We start from the raw sequence: 13,055 nt of genomic DNA, 5'->3' as shown, positions 1-13,055 counted from the left end.
TGTAAATCACGCATATAAAAAGCCTCTTGAAGCACATCTCTACAGAACACGTTAGTGTTGATGTGGATGCTTTGTCTTCAAGAGGATTATCGAAAGTATATGTTGATAATTCGTTGTTTTATGAATTTATAATATCATATTGCTCCAATACCTGCCGATGTAACGGGTGGTCTGCGGTTATGGAAGTATAACGCGTCAGCGCCGCACCCAGTCCTTCACTGCGGATCACCTGCTGAAGCTCGACTGCCTCGGGGTCTTCCGTAATATCAAATTTACAGGCAGCAGCCATTCCTAACGCCAGATGATCCGTAGGGATGCCATACTCCTGCGCTTGGAGCGCGGGACGTACAAGACGATCATTGGGAGACAGCTTGCGCAACGGTGAACGTCCGACCCGAGTAACATCGTCTGTCAGATTAGGATTGCGGAAGCGATCCAAAATTTTAGAGATGTACTTCTTATGCTCCCCTTGATCCAAACCGAAGCGCTTCACAAGCACTGCTCCTGTCTCCTCCAGTGACCCTTGTATCGAATCCACCACCTTGCTATCCTTCATGGCCTCCTGGATGGTAGCATAACCTGCGGTATAACCAAGATAGGCTGCCACGCAATGCCCCGTATTCACCGTGAACAGCTTTCGTTCAATGTAAGGCTCTAGATCTTGAACGTACAGGATACCTTCGATTTCTTCATGCTCAGGTGCCATTTGTGAACGATCCACCACCCACTCGTAAAAAGGCTCTACCTGCACATGTAACGGGTCCTTGTGGTGCTGGATCGGCACAATCCGGTCTACAGCAGCATTTGGAAAATACACCGAAACCTCAGCCTTGGCACGGGTCGTCTCATCCAATAGCGCAAAAACATGCTCTTTCAGTTGGGCGCTGCCTCCGATTGCATTTTCACAGGCAATCACATGCAGCGGCCTTGCTCCTCGCTCTACCCGCCGCTTGATTCCCTCCGCAATACCTGCTGCAATGTGCTTGAGGATGCTGACACCTACTGCGGTCGTTACCAGATCAGCGTGGTCTACCGCATCGGCTACAGCCGCTGCATCCTTGCCGTCAATTGCCGTTACATTCGTGACCAGCTCCGTATCCTTTGTATCATTGGCTAATTCTACGGTGTATTGTTTACGACGGCGTAACTCGGATACAAGGGTGTCGTTGACATCTGAAAAAACAACCTCATAGCCTGCACGCGACAGAATTAATCCGATAAAGCCGCGACCGATATTTCCTGCTCCAAAGTGGACGGCTCTCATAGCTCCATCTCACTTTCGAACAGATCTATAATTTCCTGTGGGGTCACTGCGTTGCGAAGTTTATCCATATTTTCTTCCTCCGCACACACCACAGCGATACTCGTCAAAATCTCCATATGATCGCCGCCTTGTGCTGCAATGCCGATCACCATATATGCTTTCTCTTCCCCAAAATCTACGCCTTGCGGGAACTGAACGATGGAGATGCCTGTGGATTGAATAAGCATCTTGGATTCCTTGGTGCCATGTGGAATAGCCAGCCCGTTCCCGATGTAGGTGGACACGATCTCCTCGCGTTCCAGCATCTTGTCAATGTAATCACTTGAAATATGTCCTGCATCCAGCAGGATTTGTCCAGCCATACGAATCGCCTCATATTTGTCTTTGGCGATTGCGTTCATTTTTACTTTGTCTATCGTCATAATACTCACGGTAGGTTCCTCCCTGTCCCTAATTTACTGTGGAAAAATTCAGCCAGCTCACTCGATATATAATTGACAATATGATCCCTGCTACCGTGTTCCAGTAGCGTAACCATGTCTTCCTGCAAAAGTAATGCACTAATCTCGCTTAATACCTCCAAGCTCTCTCTCGGCAGCTCACGAGGTCCCAACATGAGCAGCACGCATTCTACCTGTTCACCTGTATCCGCCAACAGTGGCTCTGCCAGCTTATACAAGGTAAGCGAAGGCTTGCGAATATAGTGGCTGCGCGTATGAACTAAGGCAATGGAGGTATCAGAGATCACCTGACTACCTTGGCGCTCTCTTTCCATGAGTTGTACAGCAACCGCAGAAGGCTCTGTAACATTCCCCCGCCCCGTCTCCAACATGCATATCGCCTCTACGGTCGCCGCCATATCCATCCCCTGATTTTCCAGCGGATACACTTGAAATTGCTGTACAATGTGTACAATTTCCTCGAGACTTTTCCGCAGACCGGTAAGCCACTCCATATCCTGACCAGGCTGAACGGCCTGTTCCTGCTGATGATCATTGAGATGATGGAGTGTAATATGCTGGATGAAATGACGCAGACGATCACTCTCCTCCTGCGTCAGCAGCGGGCTGATCTTAAGATACCGATCTGGTTCAAGCGGTAGCTCTACTGTCGAAATGATCAGATCATAATCCTCCTTGGGAATCCGCGCCGCCTCGTACCATGAAGCCCTATCCACAATTTTGATCTGTGGGAGCTCTTTGGCGAGCCTTGTTGCCAGAAGTCTGGATGATCCAATGCCGCTCGTGCAGACTACAATGGCCCGCACCTCCCGCCGTAATTGTCGCAGCCGCTCCAACGAAGCGCCGAAATGCATGACGAGAAATCCGATCTCTTCATCAGGCACTTTCATTTCTGTCATGCTCGCCGCAGCCTTTTTCACTGAGTCAAATAAGCTGCTGTAATCCTTGCGGATTTGCTGAAGGAGAGGGTTACGAATCGACCTGCCTTCCTTCAAACGTTTGAATACCGGAGCCATATGGGCAATCAGTCCTTCACGCAGAACACGGTCCTCTTTCAATGGCGTGCCTGTCTCTTCCTCCACACGACGAATCAACTCATGAACCGACTCCAACAGTACGAGATCATCCAACGGCAGTAGTCGGGTAGAGTGATCTTCGGCATCACGAAATAGCAGCCTGAGATAAGATCGTTCCGGCTCTGGAAATTCAATATCCAGCGCCTCTGACAACTCCGTGCATATGCGTTCCACCATAGCTGTGCGAAGCATGATATTTTCATCCGAATCTGTTTTTAAATACGAGAGAAGAGGATCTATAACATACCCGAGTCGCAGACGTACCAGCGAAACGCAAATTTGAATCAGCAGCTCCATGTATTTGCTTTCCACCATGTTTTCTAACCATTTTTCATGAGGCTGCCAGAGGGCCTTTTCCACGATTAGCAGGTTATCTCTGCCAATCATCTCCAGCAGCTTGTCGGCAACACGGGTTACAGGACGAAGTTCTTCCCGGGCTGAAAACAGATCGGATTCATCCAAATATTCGAGAGCCAGCTCGGAAATCGCCCGTCTTTTGTCTGTCTCCCGCCCTGTAATCTCGACCCCGTACCCCCGTCTGCGCACAAGCATGAGTCCACGTTCCTCAATCCAGTCTTGCAATTCGTCTAGATCATGACTGACCGTAGTTACCGTGACTTTCAGATCTGAAGCCAGCGCCAACAGCTTGATCGGCTCCCGTGTATCCAGCAGCATGCAGAGTACCACGATCTTTCTCTCCTCAGCCGAATATTCGTCTGACTTCGTATGCAGCAATTGTTTCCGCAGGCATACAAGCTGAGCTGGATCAGCATCTATACAGATACCGATCCCTGACTTTTTCTCCAGTTTCACCTCATGAGCTGCCAGCCAATGCTCGACTGCGCCCAGTTCCCGATGAACCGTCCTTGTGCTGACATTGATCTTCGTGGCAATTTCCCCGGCTGTAACCTCTTTGGACTGCTCCAGAAGATATTCCACGATGTCACGTTGTCGTTTCGTAATATTCATAAGCGCATACCGTTCCTTCCCAAGCTCATCCCTCCAGCAGGAGACGTACATTGCATACAGTCCGCCTGACTTCGATGGGGATTAAGAATCGGATTTCAGACGTTCAACCAGCGCTTCGTATTCAGGACTCTTCAGAAAATTGTCAATGGAAATGTGCTCAGCTTTCGGAGCTACTGTTTTAGCCCGGTCTGTCAACGTTTTTTGCGTAATGACAATATCCGCATCCTGTGGAATTTCACTGATTGCCGTATTCGTAACTGTTACGCCCACACCCGCCTGCTTCATTTTTTTGCGTAAAATTGAAGCACCCATAGCGCTTGAACCCATACCTGCATCACAGGAAAAGACGATTTTGTTCACTTCGGATTTATTCTTGAGCGTTCGATCTGCAGCAATTTCTGCAGCACGATCAGATTCGTGGTTATCTTCCATTACAGTGGCGTTAGCACTTGCACTCTTGCTTTGATTTTTCATATCTTTCAGGCGGGATGCAGCTTCCTCCAGCCCCTCTTCTTGTTGCTTACCAGTCTTGAGTAACACTGCGGCAACAGCAAAAGATACGACCGCAGCAGCGATCACCCCGCTTAACATTGGCAAATATCCGCCTTTTGGCGTCATTAGAAAATAGGCGATGATGCTGCCCGGTGAAGGAGCAGCAACCAGTCCGGCACCTGTCAACATGAAACAGAAGGTTCCCACAACGCCCCCAGCTATAGCAGCAAGAATCAAAATCGGCTTCATCAAAATATAAGGGAAATAAATTTCATGAATCCCGCCGAAAAAATGAATGATGACTGCGCCAGGAGCCGACGACTTCGCAGAGCCTTTACCGAACAGGCAGTAGGCCAGCAAAATACCGAGCCCAGGCCCAGGGTTGGATTCCAGCATGAACAGTACGGATTTCCCTGTTCTTGCAGCTTCCTCCAACGCAATCGGACTTAATACTCCGTGATTCAGCGCGTTGTTTAAAAATAATACTTTTCCGGGCTCAATAATGAGGTTGACAAGCGGCAGTAGCCCTGCGTTCACGAGGAACTGTACCCCTGCCGACAATACTTGACTGATCATTTGTACAACCGGGCCGATCGCCACATGGGCAAGCAGTGCTAGAATGGCACCGATAATCCCGGCCGAAAAATTATTGACCAGCATTTCAAAGCCTGATCTGACTTTGCCTTCAATGGCCTTGTCGAACTTCTTCAATATCCACGCAGCCAGCGGACCAGCGACCATCGCGCCCAGGAACATCGGGATATCGGCTCCCACTATGACACCCATCGTCATAATGGCACCAATCACACCTCCACGTTGTCCGTGAATCATCGTGCCTCCCGTGTAACCAATCAGCAGCGGCAGCAAATAATTTTTCATCGGATCAACCAGTTGTGCAAAACCTTCGTTCGGGAACCACCCGGTCGGAATAAAGAGTGCCGTAATCAATCCCCACGCGATAAAGGCTCCCATATTGGGCATAACCATACCGCTGAGAAAACGGCCAAAACGCTGTACGGCGACACGAGTGCCTCCTTTTGAACTTGGCTTTGCGTCCAATGTACTCATATTCAAATCCTCCTTGTAGGTAAGCATCACTACCTTTTCTTAAAATTCATACTAAATGACAGCGCTATCTTCATCAACGAAATGAAAACGTACTTTCGTCATGAACGTTGATGACAACATTTAAATTTAAATTATCCGAGAAGGTATTAGACCTGCATAATTCTTCTTAATATGACCTGTAGCTATAGAAATTAGTCGAAAAACCGTGCTGGTTTATATATGATTCTTACTATAGGGACAACCCTCTACATCAGAATAAAACACGTAATTACGTCTGAAAAAAGACAAAAAATAGCCGCTATGTCAAATCATAGCGACTGTTGTATACAAAAATCGAGCAGACAAATAACACTCTTATTCCATACTACATTGCTCCATTACTGCTCATCGGAAATCAACTGCTCGTATTGATCCGCAGACAGTAGCTTGCCCAATGCTTCCTCCACATCTTTACCCATCTCTACTTCGATCATCCAACCTTTTTCATAGGGAGATTCATTCACTAGCTCAGGCGTACCTTCCAGCGCTTCATTCACTTTTAATACGGTTCCCGTCACCGGAGCAAAAAGGTCGGATACCGTCTTCACCGATTCAATCGTACCGATCTCCGCTCCCTGCTCAATCGTTACTCCCGCCTCCGGTAATTCTACAAAAACAATATCACCCAGTTGATGCTGTGCAAAGTCTGTAATACCAATCCGCACCGTTCCATTCTCTGTGCGCTGAACCCACTCATGTTCGTCTGTATACCAAAGTTGCTGCTTTACTTCACCCATCCTGTTCCCCTCGCTTCCATATGAATAAAATCGCTTTTGCTCACCTGTATTAGACAGGTTAAGATTATGACAACAGGAACACTCATGTCAATAATACTAACAAAAATACTTCATATGACCTCATATGGCGTACTATATAAAAATATGATAACTTATAACAAACGCTTACATATCCTTATTTATATATTAAATGTTTTTTCTATTGTTTTTGATGACATTTTTATTGACATTTCGAATGAATTTGCGTATTAATGGGTTATAGCAAATGCTTTGGGAAACACCCCGACAACTGCAAACGCGGATGAACGCGGAGGGAGAGACTGCCAAAAAGATTCGCATAGCTGTTGCCGCTTATGAGACATAAGTTGCACGCGAATCGGATCAAGTTGTTATCTGCAAAGCCAGGTAATATACTGTTGATCCCGAAGGTAGCGCCGAAGGAGTAAGCCTGCATTGCAGGTGAATCTCTCAGGCAAAAGGACCTCTGCCGGACGCATCTCTGGAGAGCATTCGCTATTGGAGCGGATCACCCAAGGGGAAACCCGGTACATACCGGGGTAACTTTCTGGTATCAAGGACAGAGCTGAAAAAAGAGTGTAGACTGCCGTCTATACGTTTTTTTCGGCCTGTCTTTTTTGTTTAGCCGATCACACCCGATAGGAGTGGAAAAATGACTAATTTGCGAAAAACACCGCTATATTCGTCCTACGGGACGCAGTCTGGGGTTCGTTGTATTGACTTTGGCGGCTGGGAGCTCCCCGTTCAGTTTAGCGGCATTCAAAAGGAGCATGAGGCCGTCCGGCAACGTGCGGGTTTATTCGATGTATCGCATATGGGCGAATTTTTGGTTGAAGGCAAAGAGGCCGAAGCTTTTCTGCAAAGGGTGACCACGAATGATGTTAGCCAGTTGGAACCAGGTCAGGCACAATATTCACTCCTGTGTTACCCCGATGGAGGGGTAGTAGACGACCTGCTTGTTTACTGCAAAGGGCCGGAGCGCTACATGCTCGTTGTGAACGCCTCTAACATCGATAAGGATTGGGATTGGCTAATTCGCCATATGCCTGCATCCGTTCACATGGAGAATGTGTCTGATGCGATAGCATTGCTGGCGTTGCAAGGACCGGAAGCAGCACGTATTGCCGCAGCCGTGGCAGATACGGACATTACGAATCTGGCATCTTTCCGCTTCCATGAGAATGTGCCATTGTTCGGAGCAAAAGCACTCGTCTCACGAACCGGATATACGGGTGAAGACGGTTTTGAATTTTACGTACCTGCCGCGGAAGCACCAGCCGTATGGGAGGGTTTGCTTCGTTCCGGTGAGTCGTATGGGCTGATTCCCGCTGGACTTGGTGCTCGGGATACCCTACGCTTTGAGGCACGGTTGCCGCTGTACGGACAGGAGTTATCTGCCACGATTTCACCGCTCGAAGCCGGTCTAGGGTTCTTCGTCAAGCTGAATAAGGGAGATTTTATCGGTAGAGAAGCACTGCAACGTCAGAAAGATCAAGGGATTCCTCGCAAATTGATCGGGCTGGAAATGATGGATCGCGGTATCCCACGCGCCCATTATCCGGTATTCGCAGAAGGTCAACACATCGGTGAGGTCACAACGGGAACTCAGTCGCCCACCTTGAAGCGTAATCTCGGCCTCGCCTTGATAGACAGTCGTTTTAGCGCCCTCTCCACACCGCTGGAGGTTGAGATTCGTGGCAAACGCCTGCGTGCCGAGGTGGTGGCAGCCCCCTTTTATAAACGCCCGCGCTGATCTTAAACTCTCTTCATTTCAATAAAGCAAACATGTCAGATATGAACTTCTGGGTTTTCCATCTCACACTTTTTTATTAGCTAATTTACGATTTAAATTTTGCTTTTCGAAAGGAGCCAAGAACCTATGAAGCAGCATCGTTATCTCCCTATGACTGAACAGGATCAAACCGAAATGCTGCGTGTGGTCGGCGTTTCATCCATCGATGATTTATTCAGTGACATTCCAGAGGCCATTCGATATCAAGGGGAACTTCCTCTTTCTTCTCGGCTCGACGAGAGAGCCTTGACCCGACATTTGGCCGAGCTGGCCGGACACAACGCCAATACAGACACACATGCCAGCTTTCTTGGCGCAGGAATTTATGATCATCATATTCCGTCTGTCATCCAGCACATCACTTCACGCTCGGAATTCTATACAGCCTACACCCCCTATCAGCCGGAAGTAAGCCAAGGCGAGCTACAAGCCATTTTCGAATTTCAGTCGTATATTTGCGAATTGACGGGCATGGCTGTAGCTAATGCCAGCATGTACGACGGAGCGACTGCACTGGCGGAAGCGGGCACACTGTCCGCTGCGGCTACCCGCCGTAAACAGCTTATCGTATCAAGGTCCGTCCATCCGGAGGCACGTCAGGTATTGTCAGCCTATGCACGCGGATTGGATTTGGACATCGTGGAGATCGGCTGTTCGGACGGCGTAACGGATGCTGATGCGTTAGCGGCGGTCGTATCGGAACAGACCGCGGCTGTTTTGGTCCAAAGCCCCAACTTTTTCGGAGCCGTGGAAAACCTGAAGCCGATGGCTGATCTCATCCATGCGCACAAAGGTCTTTTGGTCGTCAGTGCCAACCCACTGGCACTTGGCTTGCTGGAGACACCTGGCAAACAGGGCGCGGATATTGTGGTAGGAGACGCGCAGCCACTTGGCATCTCCTCTTCTCTCGGCGGTCCGACCTGTGGATACTTTGCCGTTTCTCAGGCACATATGCGCCGTATCCCCGGCCGTATTGTGGGTCAGACCACAGACCGCAACGGTAAACGCGGCTTCGTGCTGACCTTGCAAGCGCGGGAACAGCATATCCGCCGCGAAAAGGCCACGTCTAACATTTGCTCCAACCAAGCGTTGCTAGCTTTATCTGCATCTGTATACTTGTCTGTCATGGGTAGACAGGGGATCAAGGAAGTAGCCGAGCTAAATTTGCATAAAAGCCGTTATGCTTTAGAGCAATTGCTGAGCTTGAAGGGCGTAACTGCCTCATTTAACGCACCAACCTTTAACGAGTTTGCCCTTAGACTGCCTGAGGGTACGGATATGAGCAAACTCCAGGCCGAACTGCTAGCTGCTGGATTTATCGCTGGCTACGATTTGGGCCGGGACTATGAGGAACTTGCTGGTCACATGTTGATTGCCGTGACGGAGCAAAGAACCAAAGAAGAGATTGACCAATTTGTACACACCTTGGGGGGATTGCTATGACACACACCGGACAGGATCAAAAACAAGGGCTGTTGAAGGAACACGATCAAGCGCTCATTTTTGAATTGAGCCGTCCGGGTCGCATCGCCTATTCCCTTCCCGAGTGCGACGTTCCCCGTCGCCCGGTGGCAGAGCTTTTGCCAGATTATGCGCTGCGCAGCGAACCTGCGGCATTACCCGAGGTATACGAAGTAGACGTTATTCGGCATTATACCGCCTTGTCCCGGCGCAATTTCGGCGTGGATAACGGATTTTATCCGCTCGGCTCCTGTACGATGAAATACAATCCGAAAGTAAATGAGGATGTCGCCCGATATACAGGCTTCGCCAAAATCCATCCATATCAGCCCGAGGAGAGCATCCAGGGTGCCATGGAGTTGCTGCATACGCTCCAAAATGATTTGGCTGCATTAACTGGCATGGATGCCGTCACGCTTCAGCCCGCCGCGGGCGCCCATGGCGAATGGACCGGGCTGATGATGATTCGCTCATACCACGAAGCACGTGGTGAGCGACGTACCAAGGTGCTCGTGCCGGATTCCTCGCACGGAACGAACCCCGCCAGCGCAACCGTCGCAGGCTTCGAAACAGTCACCCTTCCCTCCACCCCTGAGGGGCTGGTGGATCTGGATGCGTTACGTCAAGCCGTAGGCAACGACACCGCTGCGCTCATGCTGACCAACCCGAACACGCTTGGGCTGTTCGAGAAGCAAATCACTGACATTGCTGCCATCGTGCATGACGCGGGTGGTCTGCTCTACTATGACGGGGCGAACTCCAACGCCATCATGGGAATTACCCGCCCCGGCGATATGGGCTTCGATGTAGTGCATCTCAATTTACACAAAACGATGAGTACCCCGCACGGCGGCGGCGGCCCCGGCGCTGGGCCTGTCGGCGTAAAGCAACGGCTCATCCCTTATTTGCCCAAGCCGCTTGTCGTACGGGATCCGCAGGGGGTGTACCACTGGGACCGGGAACAGGGAGATTCTATTGGACGGGTTAAGGCCTTTTACGGCAACTTCGGTATTCTCGTTCGTGCCTACACCTATATCCGTAGCTACGGTCCTGATGGCTTAAAGCGTGTATCGGAATGCGCTGTGCTCAATGCCAATTACATGATGCATCGGCTCGCTCCACATTTTGACCTGCCCTACCCTGGACATTGCAAACACGAATTCGTAATGTCGGGGCGAGGCTTGAAAAAATTTGGAGTGCGCACGCTTGATGTAGCCAAACGGCTGCTTGATTTTGGCTACCATCCGCCCACAATTTACTTCCCGCTGAATGTAGAGGAGTGCATCATGATCGAGCCCACGGAGACGGAAAGTAAGGAAACACTTGATGCTTTTGTCGACACTATGATTCATATTGCGCGGGAAGCGGAAGAGAACCCTGAGCTGGTGCTCAATGCACCATATACTACTCCAGTCACACGATTGGACGAAACTACCGCAGCCCGCAAACCTGTACTGAATTGCTCATGCAGTTAAAAACAAATTCTACTTAAAGGATGCAAAAAAGCCGGTATCTAAATAGATACCGGCTGCTGTATGTACACAGCAATTTTTTTGTTGGAAAAAGATATAACCTTTGAAATGTAATACCCTTCCTTAGCCTTCGATGCTTTGAACCAATTCAACAACCTGTTCTGCTGTTTGCATGTCCAGAGCTTTTGTAGCCAGTTTTTCCATGTCCGCACGGGACAACTTGGAGATTTGGCTACGTGCTGGCAGAATGGAAGTTGCGCTCATACTGAACTCATCAAGTCCAAGACCCAGCAGCAATGGAATTGCTGTTGTATCTCCTGCCATTTCACCACACATACCAACCCAACGTCCTTCACGGTGAGCGGCGTCAATAACCATTTTCACCAGACGCAGAATGGATGGATTGTATGGTTGATACAGGTAAGAAACCCGCTCGTTCATGCGATCCGCTGCCATTGTGTATTGAATCAGATCGTTTGTACCGATACTGAAGAAATCCACTTCTTTTGCGAATTGGTCAGCCAATACCGCTGTAGAAGGAATTTCTACCATGATGCCCAACTGAATTTCTTCAGATACGGATACACCCTCGGCTACCAACTTTTCCTTTTCTTCCATCAAAACAGCTTTAGCTTCACGGAATTCGTTCAGCGTAGCAATCATCGGGAACATGATGCGCAGGTTACCATGCACACTCGCACGCAACAAAGCACGCAATTGAGTGCGGAAAATATCCTGGCGATCCAGACACAGGCGAATAGCACGGAATCCGAGGAACGGATTCATTTCTTTCGGCAGGTCCAGATAAGGAAGTTCTTTGTCGCCACCGATATCCAAAGTACGGACTACAACCGGCTTACCTTCCATTCTTTCCAGAACGGTTTTGTACGCCGTATACTGTACTTCTTCGGATGGAAGCTTATCGCGTCCCATGTACAAGAACTCCGTACGGTACAAGCCCACGCCTTCACCACCGTTGTCCAGAACACCAGCTACATCATTAGGCGTACCAATATTGGCTGCCAGTTCGACATGGACACCATCGACAGAAACTGTAGCTTCGCCGCGCAGCTTGCGCCACTCTTCGCGTTGCTTGTCGTATGCCACCTGTTTAGCACGGTATTCCGCAACAATCTCTTCGGTAGGGTTCACGAATACGTGACCATCCAAACCATCAACGATAATCAAATCGCCGCTTTTAGCTTGAGACAATATATTTTTCGTTCCCACAACTGCAGGAATTTCAAGTGAGCGAGCCATAATAGCCGAATGCGAAGTACGTCCGCCGATGTTCGTTGCAAAACCTTTAACAAATTCACGGTTCAGCTGAGCTGTGTCGGAAGGTGTCAAATCTTCTGCAAGCACAATCGTTTCTTCGGCAATTTCTGCAGGACTAACAAAATGAACACCAAGCAGGTGATTCAGGATCCGCTTGGTTACATCACGCATGTCCGATGCGCGTTCTTGCAAATAGGCACTTTTCATGTTTTCAAACATGGAAATGAACTGTGTAGCTACTTCATTCAAAGCATAGTCAGCATTAAGCTGCTCGTCTCTGATTTTAGCTTTAACCGGATCGATCAATTCAGGATCATTCAGGATGAGCAGGTGAGATGCAAAAATTTCTGCTTTTTTCTCTCCCAGCTCCTGAAGCGTTTTCTCCTTAATCGATTCCAATTCGGTTTGAGATTTTACCAAAGCCGCATCTAATCTCGCGATTTCAGCCTCAACATCACCAACCGCGCGTCTCTCTACAGCGTAATTCGGATGCTCCAAGATAAACGCCCGGGCAATGGCTATGCCTGCCGAAGCGGCAATCCCGGAAATTTTAAGCATGAACTTCGCCCAGCCCTTCGTTAACGATTACATTTTCAAGAGCTTTCAGTGCTTCGGCAGCTTCAGCGCCTTCGCAGATAATGTTAATAGTATCACCTTGTTCCAGACCCAGAGACAATACACCCAGAATGGATTTCAAAGTTACTTTTTTACCGTTAGCTTCGGCAAAAGATTCAGTACCGCTGAATTTGTTAGCTGTATTTACCAGTGCAGTTGCAGGACGTGCATGGATACCGTCTTCATCCGTAATTCTAAAAGTTGTTTGCATAATTTGTTCCTCCCACTTTCCTAAAGATAATATTTGTTTACACGCAGTATACCAGATAATTGATCAGACGGCCTAAGCCGCCTAATCAACTAATCCGAAACA

Annotated in this window: 10 protein-coding genes and 1 riboswitch; of the genes, 3 read left to right on the top strand and 7 right to left on the bottom strand. The window is 48.9% G+C overall.

The genetic code is table 11. The annotated features are described in order from the left end of the window. Positions 1-118: 118 nt before the first annotated feature. The 5 genes from MHB46_RS21965 to gcvH form a co-directional block, all read right to left on the bottom strand. Complete coding sequence (locus MHB46_RS21965; protein WP_341163408.1) at positions 119-1,264, bottom strand: mannitol-1-phosphate 5-dehydrogenase; 1,146 nt, start codon at positions 1,262-1,264, stop codon at positions 119-121. Further along, positions 1,261-1,695: a PTS sugar transporter subunit IIA gene (locus MHB46_RS21960; RefSeq protein ID WP_341163407.1), complete on the bottom strand. Its 435-nt coding sequence runs from the start codon at positions 1,693-1,695 to the stop codon at positions 1,261-1,263. The genes MHB46_RS21965 and MHB46_RS21960 overlap by 4 nt, the downstream gene beginning before the upstream one ends. Continuing rightward, entirely contained in the window at positions 1,692-3,770 is a 2,079-nt protein-coding gene (locus MHB46_RS21955; protein WP_341163406.1) for a BglG family transcription antiterminator, read from the bottom strand. Before MHB46_RS21955 ends, MHB46_RS21960 begins: the two co-directional genes overlap by 4 nt. Positions 3,771-3,851: 81 nt before the next feature. Continuing rightward, entirely contained in the window at positions 3,852-5,330 is a 1,479-nt protein-coding gene (locus MHB46_RS21950) for a PTS mannitol transporter subunit IICB (protein ID WP_341163405.1), read from the bottom strand. A 377-nt stretch (positions 5,331-5,707) separates the two neighbouring features. Beyond that, complete coding sequence (gene gcvH / locus MHB46_RS21945; RefSeq protein WP_341163404.1) at positions 5,708-6,106, bottom strand: glycine cleavage system protein GcvH; 399 nt, start codon at positions 6,104-6,106, stop codon at positions 5,708-5,710. 395 nt (positions 6,107-6,501) lie between these two features. Further along, a riboswitch (glycine riboswitch) is annotated at positions 6,502-6,600 on the top strand. 176 nt (positions 6,601-6,776) lie between these two features. Here gcvH and gcvT point away from each other — a divergent pair. From gcvT to gcvPB, 3 genes are all read left to right on the top strand, one after another. Beyond that, entirely contained in the window at positions 6,777-7,877 is a 1,101-nt protein-coding gene (gene gcvT, locus MHB46_RS21940) for a glycine cleavage system aminomethyltransferase GcvT (protein ID WP_341163403.1), read from the top strand. Positions 7,878-8,003: 126 nt separating this feature from the next. Then, the gene (gene gcvPA / locus MHB46_RS21935; protein ID WP_341163402.1) at positions 8,004-9,359 is read left to right on the top strand and encodes an aminomethyl-transferring glycine dehydrogenase subunit GcvPA; all 1,356 of its coding nucleotides are present in this window, start codon (positions 8,004-8,006) and stop codon (positions 9,357-9,359) included. Continuing rightward, entirely contained in the window at positions 9,356-10,852 is a 1,497-nt protein-coding gene (gene gcvPB, locus MHB46_RS21930; RefSeq protein ID WP_076294374.1) for an aminomethyl-transferring glycine dehydrogenase subunit GcvPB, read from the top strand. Before gcvPA ends, gcvPB begins: the two co-directional genes overlap by 4 nt. Positions 10,853-10,972: 120 nt before the next feature. Here the strand turns inward: gcvPB and ptsP are convergent, their stop codons facing one another. Both ptsP and MHB46_RS21920 read right to left on the bottom strand, forming a co-directional pair. Then, a complete protein-coding gene (ptsP, locus tag MHB46_RS21925; RefSeq protein WP_165178699.1) occupies positions 10,973-12,685 on the bottom strand; it encodes a phosphoenolpyruvate--protein phosphotransferase in 1,713 nt (570 codons plus the stop codon). Beyond that, positions 12,678-12,953, bottom strand: a complete 276-nt coding sequence (locus tag MHB46_RS21920; protein ID WP_341163401.1) for an HPr family phosphocarrier protein — start codon at positions 12,951-12,953, stop codon at positions 12,678-12,680. The genes ptsP and MHB46_RS21920 overlap by 8 nt, the downstream gene beginning before the upstream one ends. Positions 12,954-13,055: the final 102 nt, after the last annotated feature.

Source organism: Paenibacillus sp. FSL H7-0703, from assembly GCF_038003485.1.
GTDB lineage: Bacteria > Bacillota > Bacilli > Paenibacillales > Paenibacillaceae > Paenibacillus > Paenibacillus polymyxa_B.
This window is presented reverse-complemented; position numbering and strand designations above follow the sequence as displayed.

Excerpts from the sequence above, each read along its gene's own strand:
- MHB46_RS21965 (WP_341163408.1), bottom strand. The coding sequence starts at position 1,264 with ATGAGAGCCGTCCACTTTGGAGCAGGAAATATCGGTCGCGGCTTTATC.
- MHB46_RS21955 (WP_341163406.1), bottom strand. The coding sequence starts at position 3,770 with ATGAATATTACGAAACGACAACGTGACATCGTGGAATATCTTCTGGAG.
- MHB46_RS21950 (WP_341163405.1), bottom strand. The coding sequence starts at position 5,330 with ATGAGTACATTGGACGCAAAGCCAAGTTCAAAAGGAGGCACTCGTGTC.
- gcvH (WP_341163404.1), bottom strand. The coding sequence starts at position 6,106 with ATGGGTGAAGTAAAGCAGCAACTTTGGTATACAGACGAACATGAGTGG.
- gcvT (WP_341163403.1), top strand. The coding sequence starts at position 6,777 with ATGACTAATTTGCGAAAAACACCGCTATATTCGTCCTACGGGACGCAG.
- gcvPA (WP_341163402.1), top strand. The coding sequence starts at position 8,004 with ATGAAGCAGCATCGTTATCTCCCTATGACTGAACAGGATCAAACCGAA.
- gcvPB (WP_076294374.1), top strand. The coding sequence starts at position 9,356 with ATGACACACACCGGACAGGATCAAAAACAAGGGCTGTTGAAGGAACAC.
- ptsP (WP_165178699.1), bottom strand. The coding sequence starts at position 12,685 with ATGCTTAAAATTTCCGGGATTGCCGCTTCGGCAGGCATAGCCATTGCC.
- MHB46_RS21920 (WP_341163401.1), bottom strand. The coding sequence starts at position 12,953 with ATGCAAACAACTTTTAGAATTACGGATGAAGACGGTATCCATGCACGT.